The organism is Klebsiella sp. CN_Kp091, assembly GCF_040065095.1.
Classification (GTDB): Bacteria; Pseudomonadota; Gammaproteobacteria; order Enterobacterales; family Enterobacteriaceae; genus Klebsiella; species Klebsiella aerogenes.
On record NZ_JBEAIO010000005.1, the window covers coordinates 107,606 to 127,979 of the forward strand.

The following is a 20,374-nucleotide window of genomic DNA, read 5'->3' on the forward strand; positions in this document are numbered from 1 at the left end:
ACTCGCTTTGGCGACGCTGACGATTGCGCCGCTGGCGATGAACGCTAAGGCGGCGGTGACAAAATATTCTGAAGCCGCTGCTCCGGCGCGCGAATTTGTCTTTGTCGAGAACAACTCTGATGACAACTTCTTTGTCACCCCTGGCGGCGCGCTGGATCCCCGCCTGACCGGCTCAAACCGCTGGACCGGGTTAAAATCAACCGGTTCTGGCGATACCGCGTACCGTCAGGTCAGTCTGGGTTATATCGATGATGGTCACAACCATGGGATCTCCGCTAATTACCGGTTTGATATGTGGCTGGATAATGCGCCGGTCTCTCACCCTTTACTGGGTTTACGGTGTATTAACTGGTACTCGGGATGCGACCTGGCAACCAGCCTGATTTTACCCCAGTCAACCGATGCTAATGGATTTTACGGCGTCTCAACGGGGAGCGGGACGAAATGGCGGCACGGGATGATGTCCGATGCCTTTTATCAATACCTGCAGCAGATGCCGATCGGCGGTAGTTTTACGATGACGATTAATTCCTGCCAGACATCGGTCGTTTACGATGCGAGCAAAGGCGAGCGTTGTAAAGATCAGGCGTCAGGTACCTGGTATATCCGTGACGTAACCCATACCAAAGCGGGGCACTTACGCCTGATAAACACCCACTCACTGGCGGAAGTGTTTATCAACAGCGACGGCGTGCCCACGCTGGGTGAAGGCAATGCCGATTGCCGTACACAAACGATTGGTTCTCGCTCCGGTTTAAGCTGCAAAATGGTTAACTATACGCTGCAGACTAATGGGTTAAGCAACAGTTCGATTCACATTTTCCCGGCTATCAGTAACTCTGCGCTGGCATCGGCAGTAGGTAACTACGATATGCAGTTCAGCCTTGACGGTAACTCATGGAAACCGGTCAACGGCATTCTGCAGTATTACACTTTTAACGAGATGAAGAGCTCTGATTCTATCTATGTCTTTTTCTCCAGTAACTTTTTCAAGCAGATGGTGGCATTGGGCATTAGCGACATTAACACCAAAGATCTGTTTAACTTCCGTTTTTATAACACCACTTCGCCGGAATCCGGCTGGTATGAATTCTCGACATCCAATAGCCTGATTATCAAACCGCGTGATTTCAGCATCAGCATTATCTCCGATGAGTACACTTCGGCGCCGTCACGTGAGGGCTACGTCGGCAGCGGCGAACCGGCGCTGGATTTCGGCTACATCGTCACCACCAGCGGCAAAACCGCCGCCGATGAGGTGTTGATTAAAGTGACCGGTCCGTCACAGGCGATTAGCGGGCGCTCGTATTGCCTGTTCAGCTCGGCGGACGGTACCGCGCAGGTGCCGTTTCCGGCGTCGCTCTCTTTCATTACCCAAAGCGGGGCGACGAAAAGTTACGACGCCGGCTGCGACGATAGCTGGCACGACATGACCGATGCGCTATGGCTGACCACGCCGTGGACTGATATTTCCGGCGATGTGGGGCAGATGGATAAAACAACGGTGCGCTTCTCGATTGCTATGGACGATCCTATCTCGCTGCGCACCATCACCGACAACGGCTGGTTTGGCGAGGTCAGCGCTTCAGGAGAGATTCATGTCCAGGCGACGTGGCGTAACATTAATTAAGCTGGCGCTGGCGAGCCTGTGGCTGCTGGCTACGCCGCTGGCGCAGGCGATTTCTGTCGGTAATCTGACCTTTTCGCTGGCCTCTGACGCTGAGTTTGCGGCGAAGAGAGTTATCAACAACAATAAAAGCGCGCGGCTATATCGGGTGTCGATCGTTGGCATCGACCGGCCCGGCGGCCGTGAGGTGCGCCTCCGTCCGGCGGACGGCGAACTGCTGTTCGCCCCGCGCCAACTGACGCTGCAGGCGGGCGAAAGCGAATATTTTAAGTTCTATTATCACGGGCCGAAGGATAACCGCGAACGCTACTATCGGGTCTCGTTTCGTGAAATTCCCACCCGCAACCTGGTGATGCGCGCCCCGGCGGGCGGGCAGATCAGCATGGAGCCGGTGGTGGTGATGGATACCATTCTGGTGGTGCGCCCGCGGCAGGTTCAGTTTAAATGGGCGTTCGATAAAGCGGCGGGGAGCGTCAGTAATACCGGCAATACCTGGTTTAAGCTGCTGATCAAACCGGGATGCGACACCACGGAAGAGGAGGGGGACGCCTGGTATCTGCGCCCCGGCGATGTCGTTCGCCAGTCGTCGCTGCGTAAGCCCGGCAACCACTACATCATCTATAACGAGAAATTTATTAAAATCAGCAATGATTGCCCGGTGAAATAGCCGGGCATTCGCCTGATTTATTCCTCGTTCAGCAACTGACTCACCAGCGCGATATGGGTCTTAATGCCGACCGCCAGCGCATCTTCGTCGATGCGAAAATGCGGGTTGTGCACGTTCCACGTCGCCCCTTTTTGCGGGTTGCCACAGCCGATAAACAGGAAGGTACCGGGGATTTTCTCCTGGTAGGAGGAGAAATCCTCGCTGCCGAATAGCGCCTTATCCTGCAGCTGCAGCGTGCCTGCCGGGAAATGGCGGGCTATGGCTTCGCGGGCGATATGATTGGTGGCGTCGTGGTTGTTGCCCACCGCATAGCCCTGCTGCCATTTGATTTCGTAGCTGGCGCCGTGGGCGGCGGTGATGCCGTCGATAATCCGCGCCATCAGCGGCGGTACCGCCTCGCGCACCTGCTGGCTATGGGTACGCAGCGTCCCGGCCAGGCGCGCGCTGTCGGGAATCACGTTATAGCTATCGCCGGCCTGAAAAGTGGCGATAGTCAGCACCGGCGCGTTGGCCGGGTCGATATGGCGGGCGACGATCTGCTGCAGCGCGCCGACCACTTCCGCGCCGATGGTCACCGGATCGATACAGTGCTGTGGCATCGAACCGTGGCCGCCTTTGCCGCGAATGGTGATATCAAAGTTATCGCTGGAGGCGACGTACACACCCTCTTTCAGGGTTATCACGCCAACCGGGCTGGTGGGGAAAACATGCAGGCCGAAAATATGTTCGACGTCGTCAACCACGCCCAGCTCAACCAGCTCACGTGCGCCGCCCGGCGGCACCTCTTCCGCAGGCTGGAAGATGAATTTAATGCTGCCGTGCAGCTGTTCGCGAAGCTGGCACAAGACTTTCGCCGCCCCCATCAGCATCGCGGTATGCGCGTCGTGACCGCAGGCGTGCATCACCCCGGGCTTCGTTGAGCAGAATGCTTCACCACTCTCTTCCTGGAGCGGCAGGGCATCGATATCGGCACGCAGCGCCCACATGGGCCCAGGATGCGCGCCGCGCAGTACGGCAATCACGCTATTTTCCAGCGGGCGGCTGATCTCAAGGCCGGAAAATAGCGCCAGCTCGCGGGCGATGTAATCGGCGGTCGGCTTCTCGTTAAACGACAGATCCGGATGGGCGTGGATATGCCGACGCCAGCGCAGCGCTTCCTCGGCCGCGGCGGAAATGAATTGTTCAGTGGCGTGTTGCATCAGTGACTCCTTCAATCAATAACGGGCTGATTGACGACGGTTTTACGTTTCATGAGCGGCAGCACCGCCAGCGCGGAGCAAACCATCGCCAGTGAAAGAAACAGGAAAGCGCTGGCGTAACCGTGGGTTTTCTCCACCAGATAGCCAATGACGATCGGCGAGACAAAGCCGCCGAGGGTACCACCGGTATTAATCAGACCGATGGCCGAGCCCATCATATTTTCCGGCAGGCGCTTCATCGGCAGGGTAAAGGCGGTGACGAAGGTCGACATCAGGAAAATTTCGCCGATAAACAGCAGCAGGCTGGCGATAAGCGGCGTCCGGGCGTGGAAGATGGCGAAGATCGCCACGGCGCTGATTAGCGCGCTGATGGCAATCACCAGCGGTTCGCGATTAAGAAAATATTTGCCCACCAGCCAGCCGGTACCGAGCGATGAGATCCAGATCCCCAGCCCCCCCGCGGCCACCACGTAGCCGGATGCAGAAAGCGACATTCCCATACTCTGAACAAAAAACTTCGGCAGCCAGGCCATCAGGCCATAGCTGGGAATATTGACGCAAAAGATAGCCAGAAAGAGCAGGATAACCGTGGGGTTACGCCACAGGGCGGCGCCAGCGGCGCTCTGTTTCGCGACCACCGCCGTCGGCTGTCGGCGCGGCACGCGCAGGGCGATCAGTAGGGCGATAGCGCAGGCAACGATCCCCAGTACGGTGAACGACAGATGCCAGCCGAGCAGCGCCAGCGCGTTAACAGCGATAATCGGCCCAATGGTCATCGCCAGTCCCGCTGACGACAGCAATATTGATTGGGCGAAGGTACGTTGTTCAAGAGTGAAGTTGCTTACCACCGCTTTGGCGCAGGAGCAGGGATAGCCGGAGTGGCCGACGCCCGACAGAAAGCGGAACAGCAGCAGCAGGCCGAAGCTCGCTCCCAGCAGGCCGAAGCACAGCGCGAAGATCCCCAGCGCCGCCAGCGACAGCACCAGCATGGTTTTGTAGCCAATGCGATCGTTAAGCCAGCCCGCCGGAACCTGAAACAGCGAATAGGCGAGAAAAAAGATGCCGGTAATGTAGCCCAACTGCTCGGCGTTAAGCCCGAACTCCTTTTCGATAGGCAGTAGCGCGAAGCCGGTGACGGTTTTGTCGATATAAACGACCACGTAGCCGATAAACAGTAAGAAGATCATCTGAGACTGACTTTTCATTTTTTTCCGCCCGGTGTCTCATGGTTGCATGTGTTGTCGTGGGAAATCCCCCCACTGCATCCTCAGGCTTTACCCGCGCGGCGGGAAGATATAATTTTTCTATAGGTGATGCTTTTTTCTGATAGGGGTGAGCGGTGAAATATCTTCCCAAATTGAACCAGCTGCAGGCGCTACGGCAGGTGGCGCGTAGCGGCAGCATCCGCTCAGCGGCGCGTGAACTGGGGCAATCGCAGCCAGCGCTGAGCCGGACATTACGTGAGCTGGAGCAAATCCTCGGCACGCAACTTTTTCTGCGCAGCAAAGAAGGCGTCGCCCTGACCGAAGCGGGAATCGCTTTCTTACAGCGCGCGGAGTGGGTGCTGGAGGAGCTGCGGCGCGCGGCGGATGAGGTGGAACAGATAAACCATGTCACCCACGGTCGGCTGACGGTCGGCTTTTCGTCGCTGATTGCCCTGACGGTGTTTCCGCAGGTGGCCGAAGGATTTAAGCAAGCGCTGCCGCAGGTACAGATGACGGTGAAAGAGGGGCAGCTTTCGTCGCTGCTGCCGGGTGTCCGCAGCGGAGAGATTGACCTGGCGATCGGTTCGGTCGACCCGATGCATCCGCCGGAAGGGGTGATGCTGGAACCGCTGTTTACCGCGCCGTTCTGCGTCATCGCGCGCAAGGGGCATCCGCTGGCGCACGAGAGCGATCTGCTGGCGCTGCGTAAAGCCCGCTGGCTGCTGCCGGAGTCGCCGATGGGTTACTATCAGCAGCTACAAAACGAGCTGATTCACTTTTATCGCCAGGTGTCGATTACCCCGCTGCGCACCGACTCGGTGATTGTCGGCTTGCAGATGGTACTGGAATCCGATTATCTGACCATCGTCGCGCGCGCCATGAGCCAGCCGCTGCAGCTTGGCGATAAGCTGGTCACGCTGCCGGTATCCACGCTCCCGGCGGCGCAGTATTGCGCGGTATGGTCGCAAAAATCGGCGCTCACCGCCAATGCCCGGCTGTTTCTCAATCGACTGCGAAGCGCCTGTCAGCGCTACGCCTGGTAAAACGGCGGCTCGCCAGCTGGCTGAGGGCGCAGCACAGCAAATAGTAAACCGCGCCGGTAAAGACGAATATCGCCAGCGGATAGATTTGCACCCGGTTATTGACCTGCCCGGCGACGGTGGTGAGTTCCGGCACGTTGACGATAAACGCCAGCGAGGTGTCTTTCAGCAGGCCGATAAAAATGCCGACCAGCGACGGCTGGACGTTGCGCAGCGCCTGCGGCAGCAGGATTAAGCGTAGCGTCTGGCCGGGGGCGAATCCCTGCGTCAGCGCCGCTTCATGCTGGCCGCCGGGCAGGGCGCGCAGCCCCGCCAGCACCGAGTGCATCACCGAGGCGGCGGTGAACCACGCCAACGCCAGCGTGACCGTCACCGCGCCCGGCAGATCGCCGCCGGTCAGCATCGGCAGCAGATACCATAGCCAGAAAATAACGAAGATCAGCGGGATACCGCGAATAATTTCCGCCCACAGGAATAGCAGACGACGGACCGCTCCGCCGTAGCGCCAGGCGGCGCAGGCCAGCAGAATACCGCCCGGTAGCGCCAGCGCGGTCGCGCCGATGGCCATCAGTAAAGTGAGCGCCACGCCGCCGGGTTGGCCTTCCGCCAGCCGTCCCCACAGCAGATAATCAAGGTTGTCGGCGATCACCGCGAGGTTAGCGTTCATGTTGTGCGCTCCGTGGCTGACGATATCCCGGACCGAAACGCGTCAGCGCCAGTCCCATAACGATACCCAGCGCCAGATACAGCACTGTGCCGATAGCAAAGGCCTCCAGCGCGTGGGCGTTATAGCTCTCGATTTGCCGTACCTGGTAGGTGAGCTCGGCAAAACCGATACCGCTGGCCAGCGAAGAGAGTTTCATCAAGTTCAGGTACTGGCCGACAATCGGCTGCCAGGCGTTGGCCAGCCCCTGCGGCAGCAGAATAAAACGTAATTCACCCCACGGGCTAAATCCCTGCGACAGCGCCGCTTCGCGCTGGCCGTGGCTCACGGCGCGCAACCCGGCGGCAATCTCTTCCACCAGAAATGCCGAGGTAAATACGCCGAGCCCCCACATTGAGCAGAGAAATTCCGGCGTCAGCCACCAGACGTCGCCCGGTAGAATCGACCAGCTATGGGAGTCGTTGATAAAATCGCGCGCCGCCAGCGGCAGCAGGTTCCAGGCGGCGAAGTACCAGAACAGCAGTTGAACCAGCAGCGGCGTATTGCGAAACAGCGATACCCACGCCGCCACCAGCCAGCGACCGGGGCGTCCGCCGCCGAGACGCAGGGCCAGCAGCAGCACCGCCAGCGCGGTGGCCAGCAGTATCCCGGCGAAGCTGACCCAGACGGTGGTCAGGAAGCCGGAGATTATCCACTGTAGCGGCTGCCCGCTGAGCACGCCATGCCAGTCGAGTATCGCCATCACTCAATGCTCTCCTGATGCAGCGGGTCGAGCACCTTCTGCAGAAAACGGCGAGTACGCGCATGCTGCGGGCGGGCGAAAAATTCCGCCGGCGGCGCGGTTTCGAGGATTTCGCCACCGTCGATAAACACCACCCGATCGGCGATTTCGCGGGCAAACTGCATCTCGTGAGTGACCACCACCATGGTGATACCGCTGTGGGCCAGGGCTTTCATCACCTGCAGCACTTCGCCGATCATCTCCGGATCCAGCGCCGAGGTCGGTTCATCGAACAGGATGATTTGCGGCGAGGAGGCAAGGGCGCGGGCGATGGCGACGCGCTGCTGCTGGCCGCCGGAGAGCTGAGCGGGCATCTGCCGCGCTTTATCCGTGAGGCCGACCTGGGTGAGTAATTCCAGCGCCCGCTTTTGGGCGGCATCGTGTTGCCAGCCGTGCACGCGCTCCAGCGCGAGGGTAATATTCTCCTGCGCCGTCAGGTGAGCGTAGAGATTGAACTGCTGAAAAACGAAGCCGATCCGGCTGCGTAATTGGCGCAGCGCGCTGCCGGTCAGGCGGCGGGTCGGTTTGCCATCGATGAGGATCTCGCCGTCGCTTAAGGATTCAAGCTGGTTGATCAGGCGGATCAGCGTTGATTTACCCGATCCTGATGGCCCGAGGATCGCCACCACTTCGCCGGGGTTGACCGTTAAATTAACGCCGTTTAGTACCTGATGATCGCCGTAGCGTTTAACCACGTCGCGAAAGGTAATACTGGCCTGCTGCAGATGCGAGAAATCCGCGGCTGAAGCCGCGGAGCGTGAAAATAAGGCGGAAAACATCAGGGTTATTTCGCTTCTATGGTAAAGGCGCGCGGCTGAGGAGAGGCGGTGCCAGGGCCAAACCAGGTGTCGTAGATTTTCGCCGCCTGGCCGGATTTTTCCAGCTTAACCAGCTCGTCGTTTACCGCTTTCAGCAGCGCCGGTTCGCCTTTTTTCACGCCGACGCCAATCTCTTCTTTGCTCAGCAGGTCCGGCAGAATTTTAAAGTTGGCTTTATCCGGCGCGCCCGCCAGTAGCCCGGCGAGAATGGTGCTGTCCTGGGTTATCGCCTGCACGTTACCGTTTCGCAGGGCGGTCAGCGCCAATGGAATATCGTCATAGGAGAGTACCCGCGACTGCGGGAAGCGCTGGTGCAGCGCCTGTTCGCCGGTGGTACCTTTTACCGCGCCGATGCGCGCTTTGCTGTAGTCATCCAGTTTATCCGGCGACTTAGCCGGAACCAGGAACTGCTGGCCGGTTACAAAGTAGGGCGTAGAGAAATCAATTACCTGCGCGCGCTCCGGGGTAATGGTGATATCGGCGACGATCAGGTCGGCCTTACCGGACTGCAACAGCGGAATACGGTTAGCCGGGTTAGTGGCCACCAGCTCAAGCTTGACGCCAAGAGATTTTGCCAGAGCTTGCGCGAAATCGACGTCGTAACCCACCAGCTGATGGGTTTTAGCATCCACGGAACCAAACGGCGGGTTGGCGTCGAAGGTGGCGACCTTCACCACCCCGGCGGCTTTGATATCGGCTAACTGGTCGGCCTGCGCCTGGGCGGCCAGCAGCAGCGCGCCCAGCGCAAAAGCGATTTTGGTATAAGTTTTATGCATCATCATTCCCCTGAATCCCTGTTTTGTTTTGTGTTTATCACGCTCCCACAAAAGCGCCTCGTCCGGCAAAGAAGAAAAAATTCTTATCTATAACCAAAATCTCTTAATAAAAATGGGGGTATTGCTGTTAACCAAATCGCTTTTACAGGAAGGGGTTAGTCACCGAAGCGCAGCGGCGAATATGCATCTTCCAGGATTACAAATTCGGAATTGATATTTCCCGCCCGTCGGCGATTGTGGTTGAAATAACAACAACGCAAACCCGACCGATGGAGGAGAAATGAAAGTAGCGCTGTGGCAACGGATTACCGGCTGGCTGGCTTTTTTATCTAACGGAGAAGCCGGGCAGCAAGATGGTCAACGGATGATGGAGGCGATCTTGCCGGTCGCCAGCCTGTATGGCGTGGATCTCGGCAACGTGGAAACCCGGTGGTTTCGCCATGACAAAACATACTGAGCGGCGCTGGACGCGCGAAGCCTACTGGAACGAGGTGTGCTCTGTGTAGCCGAAGGCTGCTTGCGGTTGCGGTAAAAAGGAGAGGCTCCGCAGCCCAAGCAGCTTTAAACCCAGGCTCCTACTCCTGTTCTCCCTGTTTTTTTCCCTTCTCCGTTTTGCAATTTCCCCACCGTCACGGTATAAATGACCTTCATTTGGATGTTTAGACGTCCATACATAAAGAAGGCAATATGCAAACAACATCACAACAACAAGGTGGGCAACTTAAGCGCACCATGAAAACGCGCCACCTGATTATGCTCTCGCTGGGCGGCGTCATTGGCACAGGGTTATTTTTCAATACCGGCTATATTATCTCGACCACCGGCGCGGCGGGCACGCTGCTGGCGTATCTGATCGGCGCGCTGGTGGTCTGGCTGGTGATGCAGTGTCTTGGCGAACTGTCGGTGGCGATGCCGGAAACCGGCGCCTTTCACGTGTATGCCGCGCGTTATCTTGGCCCGGCGACCGGCTATACCGTGGCGTGGCTCTACTGGCTGACCTGGACCGTGGCGCTCGGCTCGAGCTTTACCGCCGCCGGATTCTGTATGCAGTACTGGTTCCCGCAGGTGCCGGTGTGGGTCTGGTGCGTGATTTTCTGCGCGGTGATTTTCGCCCTGAATGTTATCTCTACCCGCTTCTTTGCCGAAGGCGAATTCTGGTTCTCGCTGGTCAAAGTGATCACCATCATTGCTTTTATTATTCTCGGCGGCGCGGCCATCTTCGGCTTTATTCCGCTGACTGACGGTTCACCGGCGCCGGGGCTGCATAACATCACCGCCGAAGGCTGGTTCCCTCATGGCGGCCTGCCGATCCTGATGACCATGGTGGCGGTGAACTTCGCTTTCTCGGGCACCGAACTTATCGGCATCGCCGCCGGCGAGACGCAAAACCCGCATCAGGTGATACCGGTCGCGATCCGCACCACTATTGCCCGGCTGATTATTTTCTTTATCGGCACCGTTTTCGTGCTCGCGGCGCTGATCCCGATGCAGCAGGCGGGGGTGGAAAAAAGTCCGTTCGTACTGGTGTTTGAAAAGGTCGGTATTCCTTATGCGGCGGATATTTTTAACTTCGTGATCCTGACCGCGATTTTGTCGGCGGCCAACTCCGGCCTGTATGCCTCCGGACGGATGCTGTGGTCGCTATCAAATGAGAAGACGTTGCCAGCCTGCTTTGCCAAAGTGAATAAACGCGGCGTGCCGCTAACCGCGCTGTCGGTGAGCATGCTGGGCGGCGTGCTGGCGCTATTTTCCAGCGTAGTCGCGCCGGATACGGTGTTTGTTGCGCTGTCGGCGATTTCCGGTTTTGCGGTGGTCGCGGTATGGCTGAGCATCTGCGCGTCGCATTTTGTCTTCCGCCGCCGCCATCTGCAGCAGGGCAAAGCGTTAAGCGAGCTGCACTATCGCGCGCCGTGGTATCCGCTGGTGCCGGCGCTGGGTTTTGTACTTTGCCTGGTGGCCTGCGTGGGGCTGGCCTTTGACCCAAGCCAGAGTATTGCGCTGTGGTGCGGGATCCCGTTCGTCGCGCTATGTTATGGCGCTTACTATCTGACTCGTACACGGAAATTAACTCAGGAGCCGCAACATGCCGCAGAATAATCCGCTAACCGCCATCCTTGAAACGCAACCGTTCGTGCTGCTGGATGGCGCGATGGCGACGGAACTGGAAGCGCGCGGCTGCAATCTGGCCGATAGTTTATGGTCGGCGAAGGTACTGCTGGAGAACCCGCAGCTGATCCGCGATGTGCATCTCGACTATTTCCGCGCTGGCGCACAGGTGGCGATCACCGCCAGCTATCAGGCAACGCCGGCAGGCTTTGCCGCCCGCGGGCTGGATGAGGCGCAGTCGAAGGCGCTGATTGGTAAAAGCGTCGAGCTGGCGCGTAAAGCCCGCGAGGCGTATCTGGCGGAAAACCCGCAGGCGGGAACGCTGCTGGTGGCCGGGTCGGTCGGGCCGTATGGCGCGTATCTGGCGGATGGCTCTGAGTATCGCGGCGATTATCAGCGCAGCGCGGAGGCGTTTCAGGCATTCCACCGTCCGCGCGTCGAAGCGCTGCTGGATGCCGGGGCGGATCTGCTGGCCTGTGAAACGTTGCCGTCGTTTGCCGAAATCACGGCGCTGGCGGCGCTGCTGCGAGACTACCCGCGCGCCCGCGCCTGGTTCTCGTTGACCCTGCGCGACGCCGAACATCTCAGCGACGGCACGCCGCTGCGCGAGGTTGTTGCGGTATTGGCCGATAATCCGCAGGTGCTGGCGCTGGGGATTAACTGTATCGCGCTGGAAAATACCACCGCCGCGCTGCAGCACCTGCACAGCCTGACGTCGCTGCCGCTGGTGGTCTATCCTAACTCCGGCGAGCACTATGATGCGCTGACCAAGACCTGGCATCATCACGGCGAAGCCTGCGCGACGCTCGCGGCCTATTTGCCGCAGTGGCTGGCGGCTGGCGCCAGGCTGATTGGCGGCTGTTGTCGCACCACGCCGCAGGATATCGCCGCGCTGGCGGCGGGCCGCTAACACCTGTATTTCTTTCCCCCCGGATGGCGGCGCTCCGCGCCTGATCCGGGCTACCAGTACCGCGAGCCGGGGGAACCCATTTCTTTAATCCCTGTTTTTAACTATCTAATCCCGTTTTTCTTCTAAAAACGATTCGCTATTAGGCAGAATTTTTAATTACTTCATCTCCACGTTGATGCCGGAAATACTGCACCCATAACAACTAAGGGGAAGCAGACACTATGGCATTCACATCGCGAATTACTCTTCTGGCGGCGCTGGCTTTCGCTGCCTTCCAGGCTCAGGCGGTTAACGTCACCGTCGCCTATCAAACCTCCGCTGAACCGGCGAAAGTCGCCCAGGCGGATAACACCTTCGCCAAAGCCAGCGGCGCCACCGTTGACTGGCGTAAATTCGACAGCGGCTCCAGCATCGTACGCGCGCTGGCCTCAGGCGATGTGCAAATCGGCAACCTCGGTTCCAGCCCGCTGGCGGTGGCCGCCACTCAGCAGGTACCGATTGAAGTGTTCCTGCTGGCCTCAAAGCTTGGTAATTCCGAAGCGCTGGTGGTGAAGAAAGATATCACTAAGCCGGAAGATCTGATTGGCAAACGCATTGCGGTACCGTTTATTTCGACCACCCACTACAGCCTGCTTTCCGCGCTGAAACATTGGGGAATCAAACCGGGCCAGGTACAGATTATCAACCTGCAGCCGCCGGCGATTATTGCCGCCTGGCAGCGCGGCGATATCGATGGCGCTTACGTGTGGGCGCCAGCCGTTAACGAACTGGAAAAAGAGGGTAAGGTGCTGACCGACTCCGCGCAGGTGGGACAATGGGGCGCGCCGACGCTGGATGTCTGGGTCGTGCGTAAAGACTTTGCCGAGCAGCATCCGGAAATCGTGAAAGCTTTTGCTAAAAGCGCCATCGACGCGCAGCAGCCCTATATCGCCAACCCGGATGCGTGGCTGAAGCAGCCGGAAAATCTCAGCAAGCTGTCGCGACTGAGCGGCGTGCCGGAGGCGGATGTACCGGTGTTAGTCAAAGGCAATACCTATCTTACCGCCGCCCAGCAGGCGCAGGAGCTTAACGGCCCGGTGAACCAGGCGATTATCGATACCGCGAAATTCCTCAAAGAGCAGGGGAAAGTGCCGGCCGCAGGAACCGACTATAGCCAGTTCGTTACCGACCGTTTCGTGAAATAAAAGGAGGCTCCGATGCTGCAAATCTCGCATCTCTCCGCTGATTATGGCGGTAAACCTGCGCTGGCGGATATCAACCTGACGCTGGACAGCGGCGAACTGCTGGTGGTGCTGGGCCCCTCCGGCTGCGGCAAAACCACGCTGCTGAACCTGATTGCCGGATTCGTGCCCTACCAGCACGGCAGCATCACCCTTGAAGGCCGCCGCATCGACGGGCCGGGCGCCGATCGCGGCGTGGTGTTTCAAAATGAAGGTCTGCTGCCGTGGCGCAACGTGCTGGATAACGTCGCGCTGGGATTACAGCTGGCGGGAGTTGAAAAGACCCGACGCCGGGAAATCGCCGCGCAAATGTTGAAAAAAGTCGGCCTGCAGGGGGCGGAAAAGCGCTTTATCTGGCAGCTTTCCGGCGGCCAGCGCCAGCGTGTCGGTATTGCGCGCGCGCTGGCGGCGGATCCGCAGCTTCTGCTGCTGGATGAGCCCTTCGGCGCGCTGGATGCCTTTACTCGCGAGCAGATGCAAACCCTGCTGCTGCGCCTGTGGCATGAAACCGGCAAGCAGGTGCTGTTGATTACCCACGATATCGAAGAAGCGGTATTTATGGCCAGCGAGCTGGTGCTGCTGTCGCCGGGGCCGGGGCGGGTGCAGGAACGCCTGCCGCTGGAGTTTGGCCGCCGTTTTGTCGCCGGTGAATCCTGCCGCAGCATTAAATCGGATCCGCAATTTATCGCCCAGCGCGAATATGTGCTTAGCAGGGTGTTCGAACAACGGGAGGCTTTCTCATGAGCGTGGTCCTCAATGATAAACCGCGCCAGCGCGCGCTGAAGTGGCGCTGGCCGCTCTCACGGCAGCTGACCCTTAGCGTGGCGACGCTGGCGGTGTTGCTGGCTATCTGGTGGGCGGTGACCGCGCTGCAGCTGATTAGCCCGCTGTTTTTACCCTCGCCGTGGCAGGTATTACAGAAGCTACTGACCATTGCCGGGCCGCAAGGCTTTATGGACGCGACCCTGTGGCAGCATCTGGCGGCGAGCCTGACGCGTATCGCCATCGCGCTGGTACTGGCGGCGATCGTTGGCGTGCCGGTGGGGATCGCCATGGGATTGAGTCCAACGGTACGCGGGATCCTCGACCCGCTGATCGAACTGTATCGTCCGGTACCGCCGCTGGCGTGGCTGCCGCTGGTGATCATCTGGTTCGGCATTGGCGAAACGCCGAAAATCTTACTGATCTATCTGGCTATTTTCGCCCCGGTAGTGATGTCGACGCTGGCGGGGGTTAAAAGCGCGCAGCAGGTCCGCGTTCGCGCCGCACAGTCTTTAGGGGCCAGTCGCGCTCAGGTGCTGTGGCTGGTGATCCTGCCGGGCGCGCTGCCGGAAATTCTTACCGGCCTGCGCATTGGCCTTGGCGTCGGTTGGTCAACGCTGGTGGCGGCGGAGCTGATTGCCGCCACTCGCGGCTTAGGTTTTATGGTGCAATCCGCCGGTGAATTCCTGGCGACCGATGTGGTGTTAGCCGGGATCGCGGTGATTGCGATAATCGCATTTGTTCTGGAACTGGGACTGCGCGCGTTGCAGCGCCGCCTGACGCCCTGGCATGGAGAAGTACAATGAGTGAACGTCTGAGCATTACCCCGTTGGGGCCGTATATTGGCGCGCAGGTGGCCGGAGCCGATTTGACCCGTCCGTTAAGCGACAATCAGTTTGAGCAGCTATACCACGCGGTGCTGCGCCATCAGGTGGTGTTCCTGCGCGAGCAAAATATCACCCCGCAACAGCAGCGCGATCTGGCGTTACGTTTTGGCGATTTGCATATTCATCCGGTCTATCCGCATGCGCCGGGCGTTGACGAAATTATCGTGCTGGATACCCATAACGATAATCCGCCGGACAACGATAACTGGCATACCGACGTGACCTTTATCGACACGCCGCCGGCAGGGGCGATTCTGGCGGCGAAGGAGTTACCTTCTACCGGCGGCGATACCCTGTGGACCAGCGGTATTGCCGCCTGGGAAGCGCTATCCGAACCGTTCCGCCAGCTGTTGAGCGGGTTACGCGCGGAGCACGATTTCCGCAAATCGTTCCAGGAGTACAAGTACAACAAGACGGAAGCGGAGCATCAGCGCTGGCGCGAGGCGGTGGCGAAGAACCCGCCGCTGTTGCACCCGGTGGTACGTACCCATCCGGTAACCGGTAAGCAGGCGCTGTTCGTCAATGAAGGGTTTACTACCCGCATTGTGGATGTCAGCGAGAAAGAGAGCGAGGCGCTGCTGAACTTCCTGTTTGCTCACGTCACTAAACCGGAATTCCAGGTGCGCTGGCGCTGGCAGCCGAACGACGTGGCGATTTGGGATAACCGGGTGACGCAGCATTACGCTAACGCCGACTATCTGCCGCAGCGGCGCATCATGCACCGCGCGACAATTCTTGGCGATAAGCCGTTCTACCGGGCGGGATAAACGGCTAGAGATGCGCGCCGATGTAGCGCTGGTAGCGGTTGGCTTTGAGGTAGGTTAAATCCACCAGTACCAGCCCATCGACGCAGTGATTAAAGTCCGGATCGCTGCCGAAATCGATAAACTGCACGCCGCCCGGCTCGCACACTTCCGAGTACTGTTTATACAGCGGCGGAATGGCGCAGCCGAGATTACCGAGCAGCGACTTCAGCCGCGTCAGGTCTTCGGTGTAATCCTCGCCGCCAAACTGCGCCAGCACGTCGGGTAGCGAAGCTGGGTAGGGGCGGCGGGATTTGGCCAGCGGATGCGTCGCCGGAAACCATAAGCGGTAGAAGGCGACCAGCAAATCGCGGGCATCGGGCGGCAAGCCGCCGGAAATCGAGACCGGGCCAAAAAGATAGCGATAGTGCGGGTTTCGCGCCAGCCAGGCGCCGATGCCTGACCAGAGATAATCCAGCCCGCGGCGTCCCCAGTAGCGCGGCTGAATGAAGCTGCGCCCCAGTTCAATCCCGTGCTGCAGAATATCGTCCATCCGCGCGTCGTAGTGGAACAGGCTGTAGCTGTAGATGCCCTCCAGTCCCCGTTTTTCCAGTTGCATGGCGGTAGGCATAAAACGGTAGGCGCCGACGATCTCCAGATCTTCTTCATCCCATAAAATCAGGTGCAGGTAGTCATCATCGTAGCTATCGATATCACGGCGTTTGCCGCTGCCTTCGCCGACCGCCCGGAAGGCTATCTCCCGCAGACGGCCCAGTTCGCGTAGCAGCGGCGCCTCTTCCTGACCGTTGCGCTGCCATAGATAAATCAGCTTACCGTCCGCGGTTTTGCCCAGACATTCGGTTTTTGCCAGCTCGCGTTTGAGCAGCGCGCGGTCTTCCGGGCGGGCGATCGCGCTTTCGCTTTTAAACAGGCCGGGGTGTCCTTTACCGAGGCGCTCGACGTGGCGATAGCAGCGGTCCGCCAGTTCGCGGGCGGAAAGCGGCGGCTGATGCCACGATGACCACGCGATTTGCTGGCCAATGCGTAACGGCAAGCTGCTATCGCGGCGGCGAAACATCTGCTGCATTAATAGCAGCAGCGGCAGATTCTCGGAGAGCAGGGCGCTGGCGTAGAACAGCGGGCTGTTGTGGGCGCGGATCCAGGCCGGCAGCAGCGGCGCGCGGTATTTCGCCGCCAGCTTGATGAAGCCGGGATGCCATTTTTTATCACGGATGCCGCGGCGGGTCAGACGCGAGACTTCCCCCGCCGGGAAGAAGATCAGCACGCCGTCCTGCTGAAGCTGTTGATCCATCTGCTGCAGCGCCGCTTTGGCGGTACGGCCGTTGATATTATCCACCGGAATAAACAGCGAGCTCAGCGGTTCAAGATGGGTCAGCATGCGGTTAGTGACGACTTTGACATCGCGCCGTACGCGGGAGACCGCATAGAGCAGAGCGAGTCCATCGAGCGTGCCGGTCGGATGGTTGGCGATAATCACCAGCGGGCCATGTTCGGGGATTTGTTCAAGGTCATGCGCCGGGATAGCGCAGCGGATATTGAGATGTTCGAGGACCTGTTCGACCGTATCCAGTCCTTTCAGGTGACGATGGCGGGCGGCAAATTGCTGGAACTCTTCTTCATGCAGAAGCTTTTTCAACACTTTTTTCTGCCAGGGGGCGGGCCTTGCCTGAGGCCACAGGTCATCGAGAACGTTGTCGAGACTAAACATAGTGACTCCTCCTCTGTCCTGCCCAGACAGTAGAAGGCGCAGATGTCGTTCAGATTACAATTCGGTGAAGATTCGGTCTCAGCAGGTGAGGTTTCCCGGATAGCGGTTACGGTTTGGCGCCGATTTGTAGCCCCGGTAAGCGTCAGCGCCACCGGGGAGGGGCTATCGGCGTTCGCCGCAGCTAAGCTCAAAGCTTTCGCCAGCCCAGTTTTCAGGATATAGCCCGCGTTGGACATCTCGATGAAAGGTTGAAAATGGCCAATCTATAACCTGCGTAACCCAACCATGTTTTAATGGATTGATATGTATGTAATCAACATGGCGGCGATAATCTTCTTCATCACGTATGGCATGCTCCCAGAAGCGAGGTTGCCAGATATGTTGTCGTTTTAATGTTCTGCTAAAACAGCCTTTGATATCGCGCCAGCGGGAAGAAAAATCGTCATCATTGTTGGGCAGTGTCCAGATACAGTGGAGATGTTCAGGCAATACCACCCAAGCATTAATGATAAAAGGGCGACGCTGTTTTACGACGGAAACGGAGTAGCGAAATAATGCAATTCTTTCAGTCAGAAGCCTGCTTCTATGGTCTTTCAAATTAACGGTAAAGAACCAGGTTCCCCCTTTGATGTAATAGCGTCGATAAGCAACCACAGCTTCTCCTGGTAGGCAGCGTTTATAATGTGATTTAAGACGTTAAAGGAGAAGAGAAGGTTCGCCAAGGAGCCATCACGGAAGATGGAAAACGGCACGCAAAATCTGATTCCCGGATAGCGGCTAACGCCTTATCCGGGCTACGATTTGGCATTTGGTTGGTAGCCCCGGTAAGCGTCAGCGCCACCGGGGGGAGGGAAGGTTTAACGCAGGATTTTTTTCTCGGCCAGATCGAGGGCGAAATAGCTGAAGATCAGGTCCGCGCCTGCGCGTTTAATTGCGCCAAGGCTTTCCAGCACCACTTTCTCTTCGTCGATAGCGCCAGCCTGCGCGGCAAATTTGATCATCGCGTACTCGCCGCTGACCTGATAAGCGCCGAGCGGCAGGTCGGTGCGCTCGCGGATATCACGCAGGATATCCAGATAGGCGCCAGCCGGTTTCACCATCAGGCAGTCCGCGCCCTGCGCTTCATCGAGCAGCGACTCGCGGATTGCCTCGCGACGGTTCATCGGGCTCATCTGGTAGGTTTTACGATCGCCTTTCAGCGCGGTACCGGCGGCTTCACGGAACGGGCCGTAGAACGATGACGCGAATTTGGTCGAGTAAGACATAATCGCGGTATTGGTAAAGCCCGCGGCATCCAGCGAACGGCGGATCGCCTGCACCTGACCGTCCATCGCGGCGGATGGCGCGATGAAATCAGCGCCGGCGGCCGCGGCGACCACCGCCTGCTTACCGAGATTTTCCAGAGTCGCATCGTTATCGACGCCGTGCTCGCACAGCACGCCGCAGTGGCCGTGCGAGGTGTATTCGCAGAAGCAGGTATCGGACATGACGATCATTTCCGGCACCGCCTGTTTGGCGATACGGGTCATCCGCGCCACCAGACCGTTTTCATTCCAGGTATCGCTACCGGTCGCGTCGGTATGATGGGAGATGCCAAAAGTCATCACTGAACGAATACCGGCGTTGGCGATGCGCTCAATTTCGCGCGCCAGATGTTTTTCCGGAATACGCATGACGCCAGGCATCGCTTCGATGGCTTTGTAATCGTCAATTTCTTCTTCAACAAAGATCGGCAACACCAGGTCGTTCAAACTCAGTGTTGTCTCTTCAAACATGGCGCGCAGCGAGGCGGATTGACGCAGGCGGCGTGGGCGAGTGATTAAATCTGTCATGGTTTGCCTGATTTTGTGAAATGAAAGAAGGTAGTGTACCGCAAACGACAGCGGGATGTTTCGCCAAAACGATCCTTAACAATCAGTGGCAAAACATCCCGCAACGATTACTGGCTGGCGGTTTCCATATTCGGCTGCACGCCGCTTAAGGCGCTGACGAGGTCGTTGACGCCGTCGCTCATGGCGCTGAAGCGGGTCAACGCGGAACGGGTCACAACCACGAAGACCCCGACGTTAGCCTGCGGGTTCATCGCCATATAGGTAATAAATCCGCCGCCGCCGCCGGTTTTCTGAATAATGCCCGGATGGCCGTTTTTCGGCTTCATGTAAACCCAGCCCAGACCCAGCGCATCGGCTTTACCCGGGACATCCATGCCAATCACTCTGGTGAGCTGGGTACGTTGATAAATCAGCGTCTGCATGCGATCGGCCTGCTGGCCGCGGGTATAGAAATCTGAAGAGAGGAACTGCTGCATCCAGCGCATCATATCGCCCGGCGTCGAATACACACCGCCGCTGCCGATGGCCGCGAGGGTGTTATTACACGGGCTGGCGCCTTTCTCCGCCACCATCAGGCGCTGACACTGGTCCGGCGATGGCGTAAAGGTGGTGTCCTTCATGCCGAGCGGGCGGGTGATTTGTTCTTCAAACAGCTGCGGGTAAGGCTTACCGGCGGCGGTCGATAGCGCATCGGCCAGCAGGTCGAAGGCCAGGTTGGAATAGGCCGCCTGCGAACCCGGCGTGGTTTTAAGCGTTGCCGTCGACAGCCAGTTCCAGCGCTGCTGGCGGGTCGGCCAGACGAAAACCGGGCGATGCGCCGCGCCGCCCGGCTGCTCGCGCGGCAGGGCGCTGGTGTGGGTCGCGAGATTGACCAGCGTAATCGGTACACCCTGGTAGGTTGGCACGCGCGCGCCAGGCGGGGCGTATTTACTCAGCGGATCGTCAAGCTTAACCACTCCCTGATCGAGCAGTTTCACCAACATTTCACTGGTCATCAGCTTACTCAGAGAGGCGATACGGATAACGGAATCCAATTGTGGATGCTGATTATTACCCGGACGGGTTTCGCCGAAGCTGCGGAATACGCGCTGGTTGCCGTCAATAACCACCATCGCCATGCCGGTGGCGCCGCTGCCGTAATAAATATGTTCGGCGAAGCGGTCGACCACATCAGAAGTAAATACCGGATCAACGCTCGGCTGAACCGCCTGGGCTGAGGTCCACGACGCCGCGCACAGCGCAGCAAAAATGAGCAAACTACGTTTCAACGGAGGCATCCATCGTTTATTAGGGGATATACACCGTATTTATACTACGAAGTCGCGGCGAGCAAAGTGGGAATAACGACAATATTTCACAGAAAAGCGTAACGGTGCGTAAAAATGACTTTTTTCCGCTTTCAGATATC

20 protein-coding genes are annotated in these 20,374 nt (G+C 58.5%); 10 read left to right on the forward strand and 10 right to left on the reverse strand.

Annotated elements, in window-relative coordinates; genetic code table 11:
• Window positions 1–37 precede the first annotated feature (37 nt).
• Both ABLV17_RS05045 and ABLV17_RS05050 read left to right on the forward strand, forming a co-directional pair.
• Window positions 38–1,630, forward strand: a complete 1,593-nt coding sequence (locus ABLV17_RS05045) for a hypothetical protein (protein ID WP_348854142.1) — start codon at window positions 38–40, stop codon at window positions 1,628–1,630.
• Entirely contained in the window at window positions 1,599–2,294 is a 696-nt protein-coding gene (locus tag ABLV17_RS05050; protein ID WP_087859193.1) for a fimbria/pilus periplasmic chaperone, read from the forward strand. Before ABLV17_RS05045 ends, ABLV17_RS05050 begins: the two co-directional genes overlap by 32 nt.
• Window positions 2,295–2,311: 17 nt before the next feature.
• On the opposite strand, the gene ABLV17_RS05055 is transcribed toward ABLV17_RS05050, so the two are convergent.
• Both ABLV17_RS05055 and ABLV17_RS05060 read right to left on the reverse strand, forming a co-directional pair.
• Entirely contained in the window at window positions 2,312–3,493 is a 1,182-nt protein-coding gene (locus ABLV17_RS05055; protein WP_213317074.1) for an amidohydrolase, read from the reverse strand.
• A gap of 11 nt (window positions 3,494–3,504) precedes the next feature.
• Complete coding sequence (locus ABLV17_RS05060) at window positions 3,505–4,698, reverse strand: MFS transporter (RefSeq protein ID WP_213317075.1); 1,194 nt, start codon at window positions 4,696–4,698, stop codon at window positions 3,505–3,507.
• 134 nt (window positions 4,699–4,832) lie between these two features.
• Here ABLV17_RS05060 and ABLV17_RS05065 point away from each other — a divergent pair, with 134 nt between their 5' ends.
• A complete protein-coding gene (locus ABLV17_RS05065) occupies window positions 4,833–5,741 on the forward strand; it encodes a LysR substrate-binding domain-containing protein (protein WP_045391015.1) in 909 nt (302 codons plus the stop codon).
• Here ABLV17_RS05065 and ABLV17_RS05070 read toward each other — a convergent pair.
• The 4 genes from ABLV17_RS05070 to ABLV17_RS05085 are packed head-to-tail and all read right to left on the reverse strand — an operon-like array spanning window position 5,701 to window position 8,780.
• Entirely contained in the window at window positions 5,701–6,405 is a 705-nt protein-coding gene (locus ABLV17_RS05070) for an amino acid ABC transporter permease (protein WP_213317076.1), read from the reverse strand. The two genes, ABLV17_RS05065 and ABLV17_RS05070, sit on opposite strands and share 41 nt — an antisense overlap.
• Complete coding sequence (locus ABLV17_RS05075) at window positions 6,395–7,147, reverse strand: amino acid ABC transporter permease (RefSeq protein WP_213317077.1); 753 nt, start codon at window positions 7,145–7,147, stop codon at window positions 6,395–6,397. The genes ABLV17_RS05070 and ABLV17_RS05075 overlap by 11 nt, the downstream gene beginning before the upstream one ends.
• Window positions 7,144–7,962 carry an amino acid ABC transporter ATP-binding protein gene (locus tag ABLV17_RS05080; protein WP_213317078.1) on the reverse strand — a complete coding sequence of 273 codons (819 nt, stop codon included), beginning with the start codon at window positions 7,960–7,962 and terminating at the stop codon, window positions 7,144–7,146. Before ABLV17_RS05080 ends, ABLV17_RS05075 begins: the two co-directional genes overlap by 4 nt.
• Window positions 7,963–7,967: 5 nt before the next feature.
• The gene (locus ABLV17_RS05085; protein ID WP_182015315.1) at window positions 7,968–8,780 is read right to left on the reverse strand and encodes an ABC transporter substrate-binding protein; all 813 of its coding nucleotides are present in this window, start codon (window positions 8,778–8,780) and stop codon (window positions 7,968–7,970) included.
• Window positions 8,781–9,057: 277 nt separating this feature from the next.
• Here ABLV17_RS05085 and ABLV17_RS05090 point away from each other — a divergent pair, with 277 nt between their 5' ends.
• The 7 genes from ABLV17_RS05090 (at window position 9,058) to tauD (ending at window position 15,429) form a co-directional block, all read left to right on the forward strand.
• Complete coding sequence (locus ABLV17_RS05090) at window positions 9,058–9,234, forward strand: hypothetical protein (protein ID WP_015368101.1); 177 nt, start codon at window positions 9,058–9,060, stop codon at window positions 9,232–9,234.
• A gap of 230 nt (window positions 9,235–9,464) precedes the next feature.
• The gene (gene mmuP, locus ABLV17_RS05095) at window positions 9,465–10,874 is read left to right on the forward strand and encodes an S-methylmethionine permease (RefSeq protein WP_213317079.1); all 1,410 of its coding nucleotides are present in this window, start codon (window positions 9,465–9,467) and stop codon (window positions 10,872–10,874) included.
• On the forward strand, window positions 10,861–11,793 hold the full coding sequence (mmuM, locus tag ABLV17_RS05100; protein ID WP_015368104.1) for a homocysteine S-methyltransferase: 933 nt from the start codon (window positions 10,861–10,863) through the stop codon (window positions 11,791–11,793). The genes mmuP and mmuM overlap by 14 nt, the downstream gene beginning before the upstream one ends.
• 221 nt (window positions 11,794–12,014) lie before the next feature.
• Entirely contained in the window at window positions 12,015–12,977 is a 963-nt protein-coding gene (gene tauA, locus ABLV17_RS05105) for a taurine ABC transporter substrate-binding protein (protein WP_047042419.1), read from the forward strand.
• A 12-nt stretch (window positions 12,978–12,989) separates the two neighbouring features.
• Window positions 12,990–13,757 (forward strand): taurine ABC transporter ATP-binding subunit, encoded by a 768-nt coding sequence (tauB, locus tag ABLV17_RS05110; RefSeq protein WP_015368106.1) that lies wholly within the window; start codon window positions 12,990–12,992, stop codon window positions 13,755–13,757.
• Entirely contained in the window at window positions 13,754–14,581 is an 828-nt protein-coding gene (gene tauC / locus ABLV17_RS05115; RefSeq protein ID WP_020079520.1) for a taurine ABC transporter permease TauC, read from the forward strand. The genes tauB and tauC overlap by 4 nt, the downstream gene beginning before the upstream one ends.
• A complete protein-coding gene (tauD, locus tag ABLV17_RS05120) occupies window positions 14,578–15,429 on the forward strand; it encodes a taurine dioxygenase (protein ID WP_015704533.1) in 852 nt (283 codons plus the stop codon). Before tauC ends, tauD begins: the two co-directional genes overlap by 4 nt.
• 4 nt (window positions 15,430–15,433) lie before the next feature.
• Here the strand turns inward: tauD and ABLV17_RS05125 are convergent, their stop codons facing one another.
• From ABLV17_RS05125 to ampH, 4 genes are all read right to left on the reverse strand, one after another.
• Window positions 15,434–17,134 carry a GNAT family N-acyltransferase gene (locus ABLV17_RS05125; RefSeq protein ID WP_348854118.1) on the reverse strand — a complete coding sequence of 567 codons (1,701 nt, stop codon included), beginning with the start codon at window positions 17,132–17,134 and terminating at the stop codon, window positions 15,434–15,436.
• Between the two features lie 162 nt (window positions 17,135–17,296).
• A complete protein-coding gene (locus ABLV17_RS05130; protein ID WP_348854119.1) occupies window positions 17,297–17,788 on the reverse strand; it encodes a transposase in 492 nt (163 codons plus the stop codon).
• A 203-nt stretch (window positions 17,789–17,991) separates the two neighbouring features.
• On the reverse strand, window positions 17,992–18,966 hold the full coding sequence (gene hemB / locus ABLV17_RS05135) for a porphobilinogen synthase (protein WP_015704537.1): 975 nt from the start codon (window positions 18,964–18,966) through the stop codon (window positions 17,992–17,994).
• Window positions 18,967–19,073: 107 nt separating this feature from the next.
• Window positions 19,074–20,234 carry a D-alanyl-D-alanine-carboxypeptidase/endopeptidase AmpH gene (gene ampH, locus ABLV17_RS05140; protein WP_020079517.1) on the reverse strand — a complete coding sequence of 387 codons (1,161 nt, stop codon included), beginning with the start codon at window positions 20,232–20,234 and terminating at the stop codon, window positions 19,074–19,076.
• Window positions 20,235–20,374 lie beyond the last annotated feature (140 nt).

Coding starts and splice junctions, on each gene's coding strand:
- tauC (WP_020079520.1), top strand. CDS start 13,754: ATGAGCGTGGTCCTCAATGATAAACCGCGCCAGCGCGCGCTGAAGTGG.
- tauB (WP_015368106.1), top strand. CDS start 12,990: ATGCTGCAAATCTCGCATCTCTCCGCTGATTATGGCGGTAAACCTGCG.
- ABLV17_RS05125 (WP_348854118.1), bottom strand. CDS start 17,134: ATGTTTAGTCTCGACAACGTTCTCGATGACCTGTGGCCTCAGGCAAGG.
- ABLV17_RS05055 (WP_213317074.1), bottom strand. CDS start 3,493: ATGCAACACGCCACTGAACAATTCATTTCCGCCGCGGCCGAGGAAGCG.
- ABLV17_RS05085 (WP_182015315.1), bottom strand. CDS start 8,780: ATGATGCATAAAACTTATACCAAAATCGCTTTTGCGCTGGGCGCGCTG.
- ABLV17_RS05050 (WP_087859193.1), top strand. CDS start 1,599: ATGTCCAGGCGACGTGGCGTAACATTAATTAAGCTGGCGCTGGCGAGC.
- mmuM (WP_015368104.1), top strand. CDS start 10,861: ATGCCGCAGAATAATCCGCTAACCGCCATCCTTGAAACGCAACCGTTC.
- ABLV17_RS05090 (WP_015368101.1), top strand. CDS start 9,058: ATGAAAGTAGCGCTGTGGCAACGGATTACCGGCTGGCTGGCTTTTTTA.
- tauA (WP_047042419.1), top strand. CDS start 12,015: ATGGCATTCACATCGCGAATTACTCTTCTGGCGGCGCTGGCTTTCGCT.
- mmuP (WP_213317079.1), top strand. CDS start 9,465: ATGCAAACAACATCACAACAACAAGGTGGGCAACTTAAGCGCACCATG.
- tauD (WP_015704533.1), top strand. CDS start 14,578: ATGAGTGAACGTCTGAGCATTACCCCGTTGGGGCCGTATATTGGCGCG.
- ABLV17_RS05070 (WP_213317076.1), bottom strand. CDS start 6,405: ATGAACGCTAACCTCGCGGTGATCGCCGACAACCTTGATTATCTGCTG.
- hemB (WP_015704537.1), bottom strand. CDS start 18,966: ATGACAGATTTAATCACTCGCCCACGCCGCCTGCGTCAATCCGCCTCG.
- ABLV17_RS05060 (WP_213317075.1), bottom strand. CDS start 4,698: ATGAAAAGTCAGTCTCAGATGATCTTCTTACTGTTTATCGGCTACGTG.
- ABLV17_RS05045 (WP_348854142.1), top strand. CDS start 38: ATGAACGCTAAGGCGGCGGTGACAAAATATTCTGAAGCCGCTGCTCCG.
- ABLV17_RS05080 (WP_213317078.1), bottom strand. CDS start 7,962: ATGTTTTCCGCCTTATTTTCACGCTCCGCGGCTTCAGCCGCGGATTTC.